The sequence below is a fragment of the Pseudomonas sp. P9_2 genome, assembly GCF_034008255.1.
GTDB classification, from domain to species: Bacteria; Pseudomonadota; Gammaproteobacteria; order Pseudomonadales; family Pseudomonadaceae; genus Aquipseudomonas; species Aquipseudomonas synxantha_A.
On the sequence record NZ_CP125376.1, the window covers coordinates 2888124 to 2904818 of the forward strand.

The window sequence follows — 16695 nt, forward strand, 5'->3', positions numbered from 1 at the left end:
GGGCGGTTTGAATAAGAGCAATTATCGTTTGGTGGCATCGCGATTCTTTCCCGCTAGAATGACCGCACATTTTTTTCTGGAGGTGGCCAATGCAGGCTCTCGACGCTTTGCTCAACCGTGTTTCCGTGCCGCGTTTACTCGACCCGGCACCGACCCAGGAGCAGCGCGACCTGTTGTTCGCTGCCGCCATGCGGGCGCCCGATCACGGTCAATTGCGCCCTTGGCGTTTCCTCACCGTAGAAGGCGCAGCCCGTGAGCAAATGGGCACGCTGTTGGCCGAAGCCGCCCGGCTGCAGGACGCCGACGCACCGCAAGCGGTCATCGACAAGGCGCAGAACGGCCCGCTGCGTGCGCCGTTGGTAGTTGTGGTGATTGCGCGTTTGCAGGAGCACTTCAAAGTGCCCAAGTCCGAGCAATTGCTGGCGGCGGCCTGTGCGGCCCACGGCATCCTGCTGGCGGCGTATGCCCAGGGGATTGGTGCAGTGTGGCGCACCGGTGAACTGTCTTACTCGGCCCACGTCGCCAAAGGGTTGGGGCTGACGGCGGATGAGGAGGTGATTGGCTTCCTTTATTTGGGTACACCGCAGAACCCGCCGCGTACCGCACCGAAGGAAGACCTGACGCCGTTTGTCCAGGCCTGGACCGGCTTTCAAGACAAAAAGTGATCTAAATGTGGGAGGGGCGGTGCGACGTTTCCACATTTTGACCCCAGTGTCTTTGAGATCGATTACACCCTGAACTGATCCATCAACTTCATCTGCTGGCTGGCCAGGGCATTGAGCTGGCTGCTGATCGCCGCCGACTCGGTGGCCTGGCCGGTGAGGGTTTCGGTCACGGTGCGAATCGCCGAGACGTTGCGGTTGACCTCTTCGGCCACCGCGCTCTGCTCTTCGGCAGCGCTGGCGATTTGCAGGTTCATGTCGCTGATCACCGTGACCGCGTCGCTGATCTTGCCCAGCGCCTGCACCGCCTGATGGATCTGCCCGGCATTGCTCTGGGCCTGGTGCTGGCTGGAGTGCATGGTCGCCACTACCCCACGGGTACCGCTCTGGATGCGTTCGATCACCACGCGGATTTCCTCGACCGAATCCTGGGTGCGTTTGGCCAGGTTGCGTACTTCGTCGGCCACTACCGCAAATCCACGCCCGCTTTCGCCGGCGCGTGCTGCTTCGATCGCGGCGTTCAATGCCAGCAGGTTGGTCTGTTCGGCAATGCTGCGGATCACTTCCAGGACTGAACCGATCTGCTCGCTGTTGACCGCCAGGGCTTCGACTTCGGTCACGGCTTTGCTGACTTCCTCGGCAAGGGTGGTGATGTCGCGGGTACTCTGCTCGATGATCGACATGCCTTCACGGGCCGACTGATCGGCGCCACGTGCCGCGCTGGCGGCATTGGAGGCGCTGTTGGCGACGTCGTGGGCGGTGGCGCTCATTTCATTCGACGCCGTGGCGACCTGGTCGATTTCACGGAACTGCACCTGCATACCTTCGCTGGTCTGGCGTGCAATGGCCGAGGATTGATCCGCCGTACCCCGGGCTTCGGTGATGCTTTGTTTGATCTGGGCGATGGTCGGTTGCAGCTTGTCGAGGAAGCGGTTGAACCAGTTCACCAGCTCGCCCAGTTCGTCTTTCTTGGTGTAGGCCAGGCGTTGGGTGAGGTCGCCGTCGCCGCTGGCAATGTCCTTGAGCATGGCCGCCACGCTGTTGATCGGACGGGTCACGCCGGTGGCGGTCAGCCAGATCAGCAACAGGCCCAGCAAGCCGGCGGCGGCTGCCACCAGCAAGGCTTTGACGGTGCCGGTAGCCTGGGCTTCGTCGAGCACGGCTTGCAGCTTTTCGTTATCAGCCAGCATCACGCTTTTAGGCAGTTTGATCACCACACCCCAGGATTTGGCATCGGCAATCGGCTTGACCGGGTACACGGCGCGAATCGTGTCGTCCTGTTCGCGGATCATGGGCCGATCATTGCCCAGCAGTTGCACGATCTCCTTGCCTTCGGCGCCGAGGGTGTCGACCAGGTTCTTGCCGACCCTGGCCGGTTCGCCGCTGTAGGCTGCAATCAGGCCGGTGCTGGACAGGATTTCCAGGTGAGCAGCACCGTTGAACACGTCCTTTTGTGCCGCATCGGTGGTGGCTTGCAGGGCAGTGAGGGCGATGTCGACACCCACGACGCCGATGACTTTGCCATCGACGATCAGGGGCAGGGAAATGGTGGTCATCAGCACAGGTTTGCCGGCCACCGTGTCTTCATACGGGTCCAGCAGGCAGGTGCTGCGGGTGTCCCGTGGGCAGGTATACCAAATGTTGTAAGGCGTGCCGCTGAGGTTGAGGGTGGTCTTGGTCAGGTCATCCTCGACCATGATGGTGTTCAGGCTTTCGCCGCCGGCACGGCTCCAGTAGCTGGAAAAACGGCCTTTTTCGTTGGAGACGCGGGCCTTGTCGTCAACGAATTCACTGTCCTTGCCATCCAGGCCGTTGGGCTCGAACGACAGCCAGATGCCCAGCACCTTGGTGTTGCGCTCGAACGCGGTTTTCACGCTCTGGTTGATTTCTTCGCGCAGGGCGCCGGCTTCAATGGAGCGCTTGGTCCCCAGCTGACGCAGGTCCTTGATCTGGTCGGCGAGGGCGGTAACCGCCAGCAGGTTTTCACCGAAGGTCTTTTGCAAGTGCCCGGCCTGTTCAGCGGCCTTGGCTTGCAGCAGCTGTTCCACGCTGGCGGTGAGCATTCGTGAGCTTGAATCACTGACCAACCGATCGTTCTGGTTGGTGTTGTAGATATTGATGCCGACCACCAGTGCGATCACTCCCAGCAGGCAGAGGCCGGACAGCAGCACGATTTTCAAGCGGATAGAAAGGGTGTCGAACATAGGTTCACTCACGAATGGACTTGTGGGTATGCACGCAGCAGAGCCAAGTCCATTCGGCGCCGTTCCTGAAACATCGGCGTCACAAATCAATTCATGAGTAATAGGCGATGAGCGGTAGGAAAATGCCTACGCCGGGCGTTATACGGGCCGTGCGAGCTGCTCGGGGCGGGACCAGATCCACAGATTGCCCAGGCTCATTCCGGCGATGGCCAGGTACACCGGCCAGCCATGATCAAGCATCACCAGCATCAAGACTGCACACAGGACCATGCTTACGGTGGCGCTGACCTTGGCCCGGCGCGCAATGATCTTGCCGTTGCGCCAGTTGAACAGGATCGGCCCGAACAGGCGGTGGTTTTCCAGCCAGGCGCTTAAGCGCGGTGAGCTTTTGGTGGCGGCCCAGGCGGCCAGCAGGATGAATTCGGTGGTCGGCAAACCCGGTATGACAATCGCGACCAAGCCAATCCCCAGGCTGACGTAGGCCAGCAGGCCATAGAGAAGTTGGGCGATCTTTGAGGTGGATTGGGTTTTGCCGGTCATGCTGCAGTTTTCTGGTGGGAGGGTTTACACATTATCTGCCATGAAATGCACTCAAATGTGGGAGCTGGCTTGCCTGCTCCCACATTGAGCCGATGTCTACCGGAACATTTACGCCATTTCTGGGGCGCTAGCGTACGCCTGTTCCAGCAACACGGTGAAGCGCACAAACGCATCGATCGCGCCTTTTTCTACCGCAGCTTCTTCTTCGGCGCTGAACTCCAGGCTGTCGAGGGTGCGGGTGAAGCTTTTCCAGCCTTCGGCGCGGCCACCGGCCGGTTCGCCCAGGTGGCGGGCCCCGAAGGTTTCGCTCAGGCCCAGGCCCACGGCGCGCTTGATCAGAAACGCGGCGCCCAGCTTGGAGCCTTCGGACACGAACAACCAACCCAGGGCTTCGGCCTGGCTTGGGTTTTTCACCGCGCCGGCGACCGGAGCCGGAACGTCGGTGTCCAGGTCAGCCAGGTCGAGCTTGGCGGCTTCGGCGCGGCAGCGGGCGGCCAGGTCGGGAATGATCGTGTTCAGCGCGGCATCGTTGTACAGCGCCACCAGTTCCGACTGGAACAGGTACTGGGCCACCACGAAGCGGGCGAAGTTGGCTTGGGTTTCGAACGGCGCATGAGCCTTCACCAACGCATCCAGCTTGGTGTGCGGTTCATTGGTGATCTGGTTCAGGCGCTGGGAGCGCAGGCTTGGGCGTTCTGCGGTAGGAGAAGCGGTCATGTAAAAAATCCTTGAAAGAGGGAGCGCCTGGGTGCCCTTAAAGAGAGCTGTTATCAACTAGACGAACAAGAAGACGTGGCACAGTAAAAAATCCTCACCCCGCCGCTGATGGATTCCGGCGAGGTGAGGCGGGTGGATCAGATGTCCCAGATCAGGTTGATCGCAAAGTTGCGTCCGGGCTGGGTCAGGCGGTCGAGGTTGGCCGGGCCGGTTACGCCAGCTTCGCCGACGCTGTCGTAACTGCGCACGTCATCCCAGTTCCAGTACTTCTTGTCGGTGAGGTTGTAGAGGCCACCATTGATGGTCACGTCGTTGGTGACCTTGTAGTAGGCGGTCAGGTCGAGGATGCCGAAGCCCGGGGTCTTGAACGGGCCGTCAGTGCTGCCGTCGGGAGCGTGGAAGGTGGTGCTGTCGACGCGGTTCTGTTTCTTCACCAGAGTCCAGCTCAGCAGGCCGCCGTAGTTGTCCTGGTCGTAGCCCAGGCCAAACACGCCCTTGAGCGGGTTGACGCTGTTCAATGGTTCGCCATTGTCGTCGTTGCGACCGTGGGCGTAGGCAATCGAACCCTGGGTGTACAGGCCCTTCGGCGCGCCGAACGCATCCAGGTTCAGGCGGCCCTTGGCTTCCACGCCCTTGATGGTGGCGCGCTTGATATTGACGGCCCGGAACTGCTCCACGGTGCCGCCGACCACGGCGTTGTCTTCGTCGATAAAGTCGCGGTACTTGTTGTAGTACACCGCGATGTCGAAGGAGCCTTCGTCAAACTTGCCGCGTATCCCGGTCTCGATGCCTTTGCTGGTCTCCGGCTTGAGGTCGGGGTTGGGTTCGACGGTGTAGCCAATGTTGAGGTTTTCGAAGCGGCCATACAGGGCCTTCGCCGAGGGGGTGCGGAAGCCTTCGGCGTATTGGCCGAACCAGGTGTAGTTATCGGTCAGGGCGTAGGTCAGGCCGAACTTTGGCGTGACGCGGTGCCAGGTTTTGTCCTTGCCATCGACGGCATATTCGCCAGTTGGGTTGACGGTGTTGAGGAACTCCTGGGTCAGCTTGGGCTTGAGCCGGGTGTAGTCATACCGCACGGCGGGCAGGAAGGTCCATTTATCCCAGCTGATCTGGTCCTGGGCAAACAACGAGTAAGTGTTGATGGTCGGGTCGGGGAAGTCGCTGGCCTTCTTCACGCTATCGCTTGCTTGCGGGCTGGGCGCGCCGATGGCGGTGCAGCCGCCACCAATGGCCAGGCACGAGGCCGAGCCTTCGCGCGAGCCGGTGACTTTCTGCTGCTTGAGGGTGGTGCCGTAGGTCACCTGGTGGTCGGTTTCGCCGACGCTGAACGCCTTGTCCAGTTGAGCGTCGAAGACCCACTGTTTTTCTTCGTAAAGGGTGTCGCGGGTACGCAGTACGCGGCGACCAGCCTGGTAGATCTCGGCGGTGGTCTGGTCGGTCTTGGCGATCTGGTAGTTGAGGCTGGTCTTGATGCGATCAGCGATCGGCGACTCCAGGGCGAAGGTGTTTTCCAGGCCGAAGCGCTCGCGGGTGATGGTGTCGTTGCCCGAGCGGGCACGGTAGAGGTTCATGCCTCGACCGCCGATGAACGGGCCGCCTACGGCATTCTTCAGGTTGACGTCGCGGTCATCCTTGAACTTCTCGTAGGTCAGGCCCAGGCGGTTGTCATCGCCATAGTTCCAGCCCAGCTTGGCCAGCACGTTGGTGGTGCGCGCGTCTTCCGGGTTGGCGCCGGTGCGGGCCAGGCCGGTGGCGTTGTTGCCGTCGTAGGATTCGGTTTCATGACCATTGCGCTGGCTTAGGTGCAGCAAGCCATCGAAGTCCTGTACCCGCCCGGCGAAGGTGCCGGAGGTCAGCCAGCTCTCGTCGGCGGAGCTGTAGCCGGTCTTCAGGCGGGCACCGACGTCCTTGCCGGGCTTGATGATGTCGTCCGGGTCGAGGGTGAAATAGCTCACCGCGCCGCCGATGGCGTTGCTGCCGTACAGGGCCGAGGCCGGGCCGCGCAGGATCTCCACGCGCTTGACGATTTCCGGGTCGACGTAGTTGCGACGGGTCTTGGCGTAGGGGCCGTTGAAGAAGTTGTTGGGCACTTCGACGCCGTCCACCTGGGTGAGGATGCGGTCGCCGTCGATACCACGGATGTTATAGCCCGCGTTGCCTGAGCGGGTGCCGGCGCCGCCGACGGAGACACCGGGCTCGTAGCGCACCAGTTCGCGGATGTTGTTGGTGTTCTGGCGGTCCAGTTCCTCGCGGTCGTGCACGCTGACGGTGCTGGGTACGCTGTTCACATCCTGTTCGTTACGGGTGGCGCTGATGGTCACCTGTTGCAGGGCGAGGGCGCCGCCCGCGGCGCGTTTCTCCAGTACGATGCTGTTATTGCCCAGTTTGCGGTAGCTCAGGTTGGTCCCCACCAACAACCGCTCCAGGGCTTTTTCCGGCGACAGCGGGCCGCGCACGCCAGGGGACGACACTCCCTGGCCCAGCTCTGCCGGCAGGCCGACTTGCCAGCCGGTCACCGCGGTAAAGGCGTTGAGCGCCGACACCAGCGGTTGCTGCTCGATGCTGAAGTTGTAATTACCGTGGCTGCGAGGGGCGGGTTCGGCGGCGGTGGCGCTCATGACGGGCGCGCCAGCCAGCAGGATCGCAGCGGTCAGCAAGGACAAAACGGGCGAAGAACACCGGCGGTTGAAACGAGAGGACATCGAGAGCGCTCCGGGATACGAATCTTATAGTTGCGAACTGAACCAAATAGGAATCAGTTGCATTGGCTATAACGAGACGTATCGCCGGTTAACATCGAGTAAAAATAATTCTCATTTAGTTCAGGATTACCAGCGCCGGGTATTCCGACAGCTTGGCCGAGGTGATGTGGGCCAGGGAGCGCACCACGTCCAGGGGCTGGTCGAGGCGATAGTTGCCGGTGACGGCGACGCTGGCCAGTTGCTCATTGTTGTTGACGATCCAGCCAGGGTAATAGCGGCGCAGTTCAGCCAGGACTTCGCTCAGCGGGCAATTTTCGAACACCAGACGACCCTGCACCCACGCCAGATCCTTGCCGACATCGAGCTTGGCCGGTTGGCCGAAACCCTTGGGGCCGATGCGGATGCTTTGCCCGGCACTCAGGCGTACGCGGGCATCGTCGAAGGTGTTGCTCAGGTCGACATCGCCACGCTGCACCTGTACCTGGGCCTCGCCATCGAGGTAGCGCACGGCGAAGGCGGTGTCGCGCACGCTGGCACGCACGGGGCCGGCGTCGATTTCCAGGGCCAGACCGCGGCTGGGGGCTATGTCGAAGAACGCTTCGCCCTGGTACAAGCGCGCAATGCGCTGGTGGTCGGTGATGCGGCTGGAAAATGCCGAGTTGGTGTTGAGCAGCACCTTGGACCCATCGTCAAGTTGCAGGCGCTGGCGCTCGCCGACCACGGTGAGGTGATCGGCCTGCAAGCGCATCGGCAAGTTGCTGAAGCTGAACAGACCGATCAACAGCACGGCCGCAGTGGCCAAGGGCTTCCAGTGCGGTTTGATCCGGCGCCAACCGCTTGGCTTGCGTGGCACCGCCAGGGCCACGGCGGCGCTGTGTACCGGTGCACCTGCCCAGGTCGCCTGGGCCTTGCTGAACGCGTGGACATGCGCCGGGTCCTCGGCCAGCCAGGCGTCGAACTCGGCCTGCTGCCCGGGTTGCGGGCACTGCAAGGCGATCAGCCAGTCGAGGGCTTGGTCCATGGCCGTGTCTTGCAGCACCTCATGAGCCAACGCATGGGGGCGCAGTTTATTCGGGTCCGTCACGGTGTTCCTCGGGTCTTCGCCACGTTCTATTCATTTTTTCGTACAGCGTGGATCGATAGCTCTGTCGGATGGAGCTTAAGGCTGATCCAGTCGTTCGGCCACACCTACACAGATGGCCATGATCAATTTCAGTTCCTTTTGTACGGTGCTCAAGGACACGTTCAACTGATCGGCAATCTCCTGGTAGCTGCAACCGTGCAGGCGGCTGAGGATGAAAATCCGCTGCTGACGAGCGCTCAACTGGCCGAGGCTGACGCTCAGATGCTCCAGCAGTTGCTCGGCCTGAATGGCTTCTTCAGGTGTGCTGGCAGGGGCGGCAACGCTTTGCAGCACGTCCAGCGGCACGTCTTCCTGCAACGTGCGGGCCTGGATCCGGCGCGAGCGCAGGTGATCCAGCGCCAGGTTGCGCGCGGTCTGGTACACAAAGGGTTCAAGGTGGTCGATCGGCCGCTCGCTCAGGGCCCGAGTGACGCGCAGGTAGGTTTCCTGCAACAGGTCCTCGGCAGTGCTGTGGTTATTCACCATCCGCTGCAAGGTGCGTAGCAGAATCACCCGTTGGGTGAGAAAGACTTGGTTGAAGCGAGATTGGCTCACAGTGATACCAGACCGATTTGCAGCGAATGATAATGCTTATCATCAACTGAAATGGCAAGTGGCTATTTCCCTGAACCTACTCTGGACAAAATGTAACTGTGGGAGGGGGCTTGCTCCCTCCCACAGTTGGGGTTACTCGGCGTTGCACAGCGCCAGGCAGTTATCCAGCATACGGTTGGAGAAGCCCCACTCGTTGTCGTACCAGGCCAGCACCTTGAGCAACTTGCCGCTGACCTTGGTGTGATTGGCATCGAAGATCGACGACAGCGGGTTATGGTTGAAGTCACTGGAAACCAGCGGCAGGGTGTTGTAACCGAGGATCTTCGAGTGCTGGCTGGCCTGTTTCAGCAGGGCGTTGACTTCATCGGCCGTGGCTTCTTTCTTCAACTGCACAGTCAGGTCCACCAGAGACACGTTGATCACCGGTACCCGCACCGCCATGCCGGTCAGCTTGCCCGCCAGTTCCGGCAGTACCAGGCCAACGGCTTCAGCCGCGCCGGTTTTGCTCGGGATCATGTTCTGGGTGGCCGAGCGCGCGCGGTACGGGTCGGTGTGGTAGACGTCGGTCAGGTTCTGGTCGTTGGTGTAGGCGTGAATGGTGGTCATCAGGCCGCTTTCGATACCCAGCTCACGGTGCAGCACCTGCGCGACCGGCGCCAGGCAGTTGGTGGTGCACGACGCGTTGGAGATGATCTGGTGGGATTGACGCAAAATGTCATGGTTTACCCCGTAGACCACGGTCGCATCCGCGCCCTTGGCCGGAGCCGAGATGATCACCTTGCGTGCGCCGGCGGTAATATGGGCGGCAGCCTTGTCGCGGTCGGTGAACAGACCGGTGCATTCGAACACCACGTCGATCTTGTGTGCAGCCCACGGCAGGTCGGCGGGGTTGCGGATGGCACTGACGGCAATCCGGTCACCATTGACGGTCAGGCTTTCCTGATCGTGGGCGACCTCTGCATCGAAAGTGCCGTGTACGGTGTCGTACTTGAGCAGGTGGGCGTTGATCGAGCTGTCGCCCAAATCATTGATGGCGACGATCTGCAAATCCTGGCGATAGCCTTGGGTATACAGTGCGCGCAGGACATTACGGCCGATACGACCAAAACCATTGATTGCGATACGTAGAGTCATTGGAAAAGTGCCTGTCGTCGATTTGTTGTAAGAATTACAAGATTATTCGCATAAAAATAGAAAACAAGCCTTTTTAGTGGCAATATTTTGTTCAATCTACAACGAGTGACCTGAATCAACTGGTCCGATGATCCAAACGACCCTCTGCCATCCCGTGAGCCGTGGGCGTTTGATCAGCATAGACACTCAGGTCGCCACATCCGTTAGCCTGGAGTTCTATACATGCATCCCCGCGTTCTTGAGGTCACCGAACGGCTTATCGCCCGCAGCCGCGCCACCCGCGAGGCTTACCTTGCGCTCATCCGCGGCGCAGCCAGCGACGGTCCGATGCGTGGCAAGCTGCAATGCGCCAACTTCGCCCACGGTGTAGCCGGTTGCGGCACCGAAGACAAAAACAGCCTGCGCATGATGAATGCCGCCAACGTGGCAATTGTTTCTTCTTATAACGACATGCTCTCGGCGCATCAGCCCTACGAACATTTCCCTGAACAAATAAAGAAAGCCCTGCGTGAAGTGGGCTCGGTCGGCCAGTTCGCCGGCGGCACCCCCGCCATGTGCGACGGTGTGACCCAGGGCGAGCCGGGCATGGAACTGAGCCTGCTCAGCCGTGAAGTCATCGCCATGTCCACGGCGGTAGCGCTGTCCCACAACATGTTCGACGCCGCGCTGATGCTGGGGATCTGCGACAAGATCGTCCCCGGCCTGATGATGGGCGCGCTGCGCTACGGCCATCTGCCGATGATCTTCGTGCCGGGCGGCCCGATGCCGTCGGGTATCTCCAACAAGCAGAAAGCCGATGTGCGCCAGCGCTACGCCGAGGGCAAGGCCAGCCGCGAAGAGCTGCTGGAATCGGAGATGAAGTCCTACCACAGCCCCGGCACCTGCACCTTCTACGGCACCGCGAACACCAACCAGTTGTTGATGGAAGTGATGGGCCTGCATTTGCCGGGCGCGTCATTCGTCAATCCGTACACGCCGCTGCGTGACGCGTTGACCCGCGAAGCGGCGCACCAGGTCACGCGCTTGACCAAGGCCAATGGCAACTTCACGCCGATCGGCGAGATCGTCGACGAGAAATCCATCGTCAACTCCATCGTTGCGCTAAACGCTACCGGCGGTTCCACCAACCATACGCTGCACATGCCGGCCATTGCCATGTCGGCGGGCATCATCCTGACCTGGCAAGACATGGCCGACCTCTCCGAGGTGGTGCCGACCCTGTCCCACGTGTACCCAAACGGCAAGGCCGACATCAACCACTTCCAGGCGGCGGGTGGCATGTCGTTCCTGATCCGCGAACTGCTCGAAGCCGGCCTGCTCCACGAAGACGTCAACACCGTGGCCGGCAAGGGCCTGAGCCGCTATATCCAGGAACCGTTCCTGGTGGACGGCGAGCTGGTCTGGCGCGATGGCCCGATCGAGAGCCTCGACGAAACCATCCTGCGCCCCGTGGCCCGTGCGTTCTCGCCGGAAGGCGGCTTGCGCGTGATGGAAGGCAACCTTGGCCGTGGCGTGATGAAAGTTTCGGCTGTCGCGCCCGAGCATCAGGTTGTTGAAGCGCCGGCGGTGGTGTTCCAGGATCAGCAAGACCTGGCCGACGCCTTCAAGGCGGGCCAGCTGGAAAAAGACTTCGTTGCGGTGATGCGCTTTCAGGGGCCACGTTCCAACGGTATGCCGGAATTGCACAAGATGACCCCGTTTCTCGGCGTGTTGCAGGACCGTGGTTTCAAAGTGGCGTTGGTAACAGATGGGCGAATGTCCGGCGCCTCGGGTAAGATCCCTGCCGCGATCCACGTCAACCCCGAAGCCCAGAGCGGCGGGCCGCTGGCGCGGGTGCAGGATGGCGATATCATCCGCGTCGATGGCGTCACCGGCACCCTGGAGCTTAAAGTGGACGCCGAAGTATTTGCAGCGCGCACGCCTGCCACGGGCCTGTTGGGCAATAACGTGGGGGCAGGTCGCGAGCTGTTTGCATTCATGCGCTTGGCCGCAAGCTCCGCAGAGCAGGGCGCCAGCGCCTTTACCTCTGCCTTGGAGACGCTTAAGTGAAGCTTGCGCTGGTCGGTGATATCGGGGGTACCAACGCCCGTTTTGCGTTATGGCGAGATCAGGAGCTGCATTCGATCCGCGTGCATGCCACAGCGGATCACCAAAGCCCTGAAGAAGCGATCAAGGTCTATCTCGCAGAGGAAGGCCTGGAAATCGGGGACATCGGTGCGGTGTGCCTGTCGGTGGCCGGGCCGGTGAGTGGCGATGAGTTCAAGTTCACCAACAATCACTGGCGCCTGAGCAAGACGGCGTTTTGCCAAGCCCTGCAAGTGGATGAACTGCTGCTGGTCAATGATTTCTCGGCCATGGCCCTGGGCATGACGCGTCTTAAGCCCGACGAGTTCCGCGTGGTCTGCGAAGGCACGCAGGAGCCGTTGCGCCCAGCGGTGGTGATCGGCCCGGGCACTGGCCTGGGCGTTGGCACCTTGCTGGACCTTGGCGCCGGGCGTTTCGCGGCATTGCCGGGGGAGGGCGGGCACGTCGACCTGCCCCTGAGCAGCCCGCGGGAAACCCAGCTGTGGCAGCATATTTACACGGAGATCGGCCATGTCAGCGCCGAGACCGTATTGAGCGGCGGCGGGTTGCCGCGTCTGTATCGCGCTATTTGTGCGGTGGACGGGCACGAGCCGGTGCTGGACACGCCCGAAGCCATCACCGCAGCGGGCCTGGCCGGTGACGCGGTAGCCATGGAAGTGCTGGACCAGTTCAGCATCTGGCTGGGCCGGGTCGCGGGCAATAACGTCTTGACCACCGGTGGGCGCGGTGGCGTGTACATCGTGGGTGGGGTGATACCCAGGTTTGCCGACTTCTTTATCGCCAGCGGTTTCGCCAAAAGTTTTGCGGATAAAGGCTGCATGAGCGACTACTTCAAAGGTATTCCGGTGTGGTTGGTGACAGCGCCGTATTCGGGGCTGACCGGGGCTGGCGTGGCGCTTGAGCAGGCTTTTGCATAGGCTGTGATGGCCTCTTCGCGAGCAAGCCCGCTCCCACATTTGACCCCGTTCCAACTTTGGAATGCAGGCAAATATGGGAGGGGGCTTGCCCCCGATGAGGCCCTACAGAACACCCCATAACAACAAGGAGGCCCCCGTGAGCGTAATCAGTAAATCCATTCTCCTCGTCGACGACGACCAGGAGATCCGCGAATTGCTGCAAACCTACCTCAGTCGCGCCGGCTTCCAGGTCCGTGGCGTGGCCGATGGTGCGGGGTTCCGCCAGGCGATGAACGAGGCGCCGTGCGACCTGGTCATCCTCGATGTGATGTTGCCGGATGAAGACGGGTTCAGTCTGTGCCGCTGGATCCGCCAGCACCCGCGCCAGGCGCAGGTACCGATCATCATGCTCACCGCCAGTTCCGACGAAGCCGACCGCGTGATCGGCCTGGAACTGGGCGCTGACGACTATATCGGCAAGCCGTTCAGCCCTCGCGAGTTGCAGGCGCGGATCAAGGCGCTGCTGCGCCGTTGCCAATTCGGCCAGGAGCGCAGCACTGGCGGTGATGTACTGGTCTTCGATGAATGGCGCCTGGACATGATCAGCCACCGCTTGTTTCACGTTGATGGCGAAGAGGTCATCCTTTCCGGCGCGGACTTTGCCTTGCTCAAGTTGTTTCTTGATCACCCGCAACAGATCCTCGACCGCGATACTATCGGCAACGCTACCCGCGGCCGTGACCTGATGCCGCTTGACCGTATCGTCGATATGGCGGTCAGCCGCCTGCGCCAACGCCTGCGCGATACCGAAAAACCCCCGAGGCTGATCCGCACCGTGCGCGGCAGCGGTTATCAACTGGCAGCCAGCGTGGTTGCCGGCAATGCCCACTGAACCTTTGACCGAGCGCCGCCGCCGCTTTCCGGTGCCACGTTCGTTGCTGGGGCGCATGTTACTGCTGACCTTGCTCGCCGTGCTGTTCGCCCAGGCGCTGTCCAGCGTGATCTGGGTGTCGCAATTGCGCGCCACCCAGCTTGAGGGCCTGGTGACCAGCGCCCGCAGCCTGGCGCACTCGATGACCGCCAGCGTGAGTTATTTTCGTTCGCTGCCGGTGGCCTATCGGCCTTTGGTCCTTGATCAGTTGCGCAGCATGGGCGGTACCCGCTTTGTAGTGACCCTCAATGATCGCCCGCTGGATATGGCGATCCTGCCGCAGACGCCACGCAAGCAAGCGGTGCTGGAGGCGGTCGATGAGGTGCTACGCCAAACCCTGGGCGCCGATGTACATATCTCGGTGGAGTTCGTCAGCGCCGAAGACCTGCGCATCTTCAATGCCGGCCTCAAGCTCGACGAACTGCCACGCTCCTGGGCTCATTACGCGTTAACCCTGGAGCCGGTTAACCCACCGGTATTGGTCACCCAGATTCAACTGGCTCCCGGCGAATGGCTGTACATCGCCTCGCTGTTGCCAGAGCCGTACACCAGCCTTGAAGAACAGGGTCTGCCGTCCCAGCAGGTGTGGTTTATCGTGCTGACCAGTGGTTTTTTGCTGCTCTTTATCGGTTTGCTGGTGCATTGGCAAAGCCGGCCGCTCAAGCGCCTGGCGCGGGCGGCGCGGGATATGTCGCTGGGCGCCGATGTAGAACCGGTAGCCGAAGGCGGCGGCAGTGAAGTGGTGGAGGTGGGCCGCGCATTCAACGCAATGCGCGAACGCATCAGCCGTTACCTGACCGAACGCAGCCAGTTGTTCAGCGCAATTTCCCACGACTTGCGCACCCCGATTACCCGCCTGCGGTTGCGTGTGGAATTGCTCGAAGACGAGAACCTGCAAACCAAATTCGGCCGCGACCTGGATGAGCTGGAACTGCTGGTCAAAGGCGCGCTGCAATGCGTGAAAGACACCGACATCCACGAAAACATCCAGCCGGTGGACCTCAACCACGTACTCGAATGCCTGGTGGAACCGTACCTGGCACCCAACGGCAATGGGCGGGTAACCCTTGATGGCGCGGCCCTGGCGGCCTACCCGGGCAAGCCGCTGGCGCTCAAGCGTTGCATCGGCAACCTGATCGACAACGCCTTGAAGTACGGGCAGAACGCACATCTGCATATCGAAGATGATGGTGTGCAGTTCGTCCTGCATGTGGATGACGAAGGCCCCGGTGTGCCGGAGCAGCGTCTGGAGCAGGTATTTGAACCGCACTTTCGCCTGGCCGGCCAGCAGCAGGGGTATGGCCTGGGGCTGGGGATCGCGCGCAACATTGCCCATAGCCATGGCGGTGAAGTGAGTTTGCAGAACCTGCGCGAAGGCGGACTGCGCGTCACCCTGCAACTACCAAGAACCTTGGACTAACAAACACCTGAGCTCAAATGTGGGAGCTGGCTTGCCTGCGATAGCGGTGGTTCAGTTGACTCATTAGTGACTGACACACCGCCATCGCAGGCAAGCCAGCTCCCACATTTTGCTCTGCGTACATCAGATGCTTTGGCGCAACCGGGCCAGGTCGCGCAGCGGCGGCGCCCCAAACAACCGGCTGTATTCCCGGCTGAATTGCGACGGGCTTTCATACCCCACCCGATACCCCGCAGCCGAGGCTTCCAGTCCTTCGGCAATCATCAAGCGCCGGGCTTCCTGCAAGCGCAGCTGCTTCTGGTACTGCAGCGGGCTCATGGCCGTAATCGCCTTGAAGCGATGGTGCAAGGTCGAGACGCTCAGGTTCACTTCCTTGGCCAGGTCGTCGATGCGCAGCGGTTGTTCGTAGTTGCCGTTCAGCCATTTGATCGCCTGGCTGACGCGATGGCTCTGGCTGTTGGCCACGGCAATTTCATACAGGCGATAACCCTGTGGGCCCCGCAGCAAACGATAGAGAATTTCACGGTTGATCAACGGCGCGAGCATGGCGATGTCTTTGGGCGTGTCCAGCAGGCGGGCCAGGCGCAGCACGGCGTCGAGCAACGGGGTGTCGATGCGGTCCACATACATGCCGCGAGAGGTGGGACGCGACGGCACACCCATAGGCCCGGCTTCGGCAATCAGCGCGGTGAGCTGGGCCGGATCGATATTGATGCGGACCGACAGGTTGGGGTCTTGCGGGGTGGCATCGATGATTCTGCCGGCTACCGGCATGGCGACCGAGAACACCAGATAATTGAGCGGGTCGTAGGCAAAGATTTCGTCGGCCAGGCGCACTTCCTTGCTGCCGCTGGCGAGGATGCACAGCGCAGGTTCCACCAGCACCGGCATGAAATCCCGTGGCGTGTTGTGGCGGTTCAGATACAGCGAGGTGATCGCCGTGCCGTAGGAGCCATCTTCCCAGGTGTGGCGGTGCACGATACTGGCCAGCTCGGCGCGTTGTTTCTCCATCTCGGCATCGACGGGGATGGGCTTTGGTTCGGGCGACGACATGGGGCGTCCTCTACACGCTGCTTTGATGGGCTCAGCTTAGCGGCAGCTTTTGAAAAAGTGTTACGTCGATTCTGCAGGATCCTTGCCTGATCCTGCGATAGGTAGTGAATCAGGCAAGCAGGCCGCCTGTCATCTCCCTGAAACACTGGACCGGTGCATGGAATAAATCCCGGGGGCCAAACGTCCTCTCTATGTTTCTCGCAGGATTGTGCAATAAGCCTGCAGGAATCGACTAACGGCATCCTCAGTCGGGCCGCTATCTTTGATCCTGTGGCAACACACCCTCACCGTGCTTGCCGAGCATCACTTCTCAACGGGAGAGTCGAACATGTCCACCCCCATTCCCGCGAGCCACATGGCCTTTATCCGCGCCCGTAGCGGGTGCAGCACCGAACTCGGTGCACGCTTGAGCAGTTTGATCGAACCGGGTCGCCAAGCCCCAGGTTGCCTGCAATTTTCGTTGCAGCATTCCCAGGTCGATACTGATGTATGGCTGGTATCAGGTTTTTGGAGCAGCGAAGAGGCCATGAGTGCCTACTTCAGCTCACCGGCCCTGATGATCTTTACCGAGCTGTTGAACGACATGGTGGTCCGCAGCATGGACTTCCAGACCTTCACCGATGCATCCGCCGCACACGCCTACGGCGAGTACCTGCAACTGGCCGGTTGAACC

14 protein-coding genes and 1 pseudogene are annotated in these 16695 nt (G+C 61.2%); 6 read left to right on the top strand and 9 right to left on the bottom strand.

The annotated features are described in order from the left end of the window. Nucleotides 1-89: 89 nt before the first annotated feature. The gene (locus tag QMK52_RS12890) at nt 90-665 is read left to right on the top strand and encodes an NAD(P)H nitroreductase (protein WP_005791016.1); all 576 of its coding nucleotides are present in this window, start codon (nt 90-92) and stop codon (nt 663-665) included. A gap of 62 nt (nt 666-727) precedes the next feature. Here QMK52_RS12890 and QMK52_RS27375 read toward each other — a convergent pair whose 3' ends face one another. From QMK52_RS27375 to gap, 8 genes and pseudogenes are all read right to left on the bottom strand, one after another. Further along, nucleotides 728-1483 carry a methyl-accepting chemotaxis protein gene (locus tag QMK52_RS27375; RefSeq protein ID WP_372804199.1) on the bottom strand — a complete coding sequence of 252 codons (756 nt, stop codon included), beginning with the start codon at nt 1481-1483 and terminating at the stop codon, nt 728-730. A gap of 102 nt (nt 1484-1585) precedes the next feature. Beyond that, a pseudogene (locus tag QMK52_RS27380) lies at nt 1586-2866 on the bottom strand (HAMP domain-containing protein); the annotation flags it as partial. Nucleotides 2867-3004: 138 nt separating this feature from the next. Beyond that, the gene (locus QMK52_RS12900) at nt 3005-3406 is read right to left on the bottom strand and encodes a YbaN family protein (RefSeq protein ID WP_005791013.1); all 402 of its coding nucleotides are present in this window, start codon (nt 3404-3406) and stop codon (nt 3005-3007) included. 108 nt (nt 3407-3514) lie between these two features. Then, the gene (locus tag QMK52_RS12905; protein ID WP_078822215.1) at nt 3515-4123 is read right to left on the bottom strand and encodes a biliverdin-producing heme oxygenase; all 609 of its coding nucleotides are present in this window, start codon (nt 4121-4123) and stop codon (nt 3515-3517) included. Nucleotides 4124-4260: 137 nt separating this feature from the next. Further along, a complete protein-coding gene (locus QMK52_RS12910; protein WP_194439108.1) occupies nt 4261-6825 on the bottom strand; it encodes a TonB-dependent receptor in 2565 nt (854 codons plus the stop codon). A 115-nt stretch (nt 6826-6940) separates the two neighbouring features. After that, nucleotides 6941-7909: a FecR family protein gene (locus QMK52_RS12915; protein WP_320404155.1), complete on the bottom strand. Its 969-nt coding sequence runs from the start codon at nt 7907-7909 to the stop codon at nt 6941-6943. Between the two features lie 75 nt (nt 7910-7984). Beyond that, nucleotides 7985-8503, bottom strand: coding sequence for an RNA polymerase sigma factor (locus tag QMK52_RS12920; protein ID WP_005791005.1), 519 nt, complete (start codon nt 8501-8503; stop codon nt 7985-7987). Nucleotides 8504-8635: 132 nt separating this feature from the next. After that, entirely contained in the window at nt 8636-9637 is a 1002-nt protein-coding gene (gene gap / locus QMK52_RS12925) for a type I glyceraldehyde-3-phosphate dehydrogenase (protein ID WP_005791003.1), read from the bottom strand. A 222-nt stretch (nt 9638-9859) separates the two neighbouring features. Here gap and edd point away from each other — a divergent pair, with 222 nt between their 5' ends. From edd to QMK52_RS12945, 4 genes are all read left to right on the top strand, one after another. Beyond that, on the top strand, nt 9860-11686 hold the full coding sequence (edd, locus tag QMK52_RS12930) for a phosphogluconate dehydratase (protein ID WP_005791001.1): 1827 nt from the start codon (nt 9860-9862) through the stop codon (nt 11684-11686). After that, nucleotides 11683-12639, top strand: coding sequence for a glucokinase (locus tag QMK52_RS12935; protein ID WP_005790999.1), 957 nt, complete (start codon nt 11683-11685; stop codon nt 12637-12639). Before edd ends, QMK52_RS12935 begins: the two co-directional genes overlap by 4 nt. Nucleotides 12640-12733: 94 nt before the next feature. Continuing rightward, nucleotides 12734-13510 (top strand): response regulator, encoded by a 777-nt coding sequence (locus QMK52_RS12940; protein WP_282443035.1) that lies wholly within the window; start codon nt 12734-12736, stop codon nt 13508-13510. 31 nt (nt 13511-13541) lie between these two features. Beyond that, nucleotides 13542-14969 carry an ATP-binding protein gene (locus tag QMK52_RS12945; protein WP_198287294.1) on the top strand — a complete coding sequence of 476 codons (1428 nt, stop codon included), beginning with the start codon at nt 13542-13544 and terminating at the stop codon, nt 14967-14969. A gap of 123 nt (nt 14970-15092) precedes the next feature. Here QMK52_RS12945 and QMK52_RS12950 read toward each other — a convergent pair whose 3' ends face one another. Beyond that, a complete protein-coding gene (locus QMK52_RS12950; protein ID WP_032879669.1) occupies nt 15093-16022 on the bottom strand; it encodes an AraC family transcriptional regulator in 930 nt (309 codons plus the stop codon). Between the two features lie 328 nt (nt 16023-16350). Between QMK52_RS12950 and QMK52_RS12955 the strand changes: the two genes are divergently transcribed. Beyond that, complete coding sequence (locus QMK52_RS12955) at nt 16351-16692, top strand: antibiotic biosynthesis monooxygenase family protein (protein ID WP_320404156.1); 342 nt, start codon at nt 16351-16353, stop codon at nt 16690-16692. Nucleotides 16693-16695 lie beyond the last annotated feature (3 nt).

Excerpts from the sequence above, each read along its gene's own strand:
- QMK52_RS12905 (WP_078822215.1), bottom strand. The coding sequence starts at position 4,123 with ATGACCGCTTCTCCTACCGCAGAACGCCCAAGCCTGCGCTCCCAGCGC.
- QMK52_RS12950 (WP_032879669.1), bottom strand. The coding sequence starts at position 16,022 with ATGTCGTCGCCCGAACCAAAGCCCATCCCCGTCGATGCCGAGATGGAG.
- edd (WP_005791001.1), top strand. The coding sequence starts at position 9,860 with ATGCATCCCCGCGTTCTTGAGGTCACCGAACGGCTTATCGCCCGCAGC.
- QMK52_RS12900 (WP_005791013.1), bottom strand. The coding sequence starts at position 3,406 with ATGACCGGCAAAACCCAATCCACCTCAAAGATCGCCCAACTTCTCTAT.
- QMK52_RS12910 (WP_194439108.1), bottom strand. The coding sequence starts at position 6,825 with ATGTCCTCTCGTTTCAACCGCCGGTGTTCTTCGCCCGTTTTGTCCTTG.
- QMK52_RS12940 (WP_282443035.1), top strand. The coding sequence starts at position 12,734 with ATGAGGCCCTACAGAACACCCCATAACAACAAGGAGGCCCCCGTGAGC.
- QMK52_RS27375 (WP_372804199.1), bottom strand. The coding sequence starts at position 1,483 with ATGCAGGTGCAGTTCCGTGAAATCGACCAGGTCGCCACGGCGTCGAAT.
- QMK52_RS12955 (WP_320404156.1), top strand. The coding sequence starts at position 16,351 with ATGTCCACCCCCATTCCCGCGAGCCACATGGCCTTTATCCGCGCCCGT.
- QMK52_RS12890 (WP_005791016.1), top strand. The coding sequence starts at position 90 with ATGCAGGCTCTCGACGCTTTGCTCAACCGTGTTTCCGTGCCGCGTTTA.
- gap (WP_005791003.1), bottom strand. The coding sequence starts at position 9,637 with ATGACTCTACGTATCGCAATCAATGGTTTTGGTCGTATCGGCCGTAAT.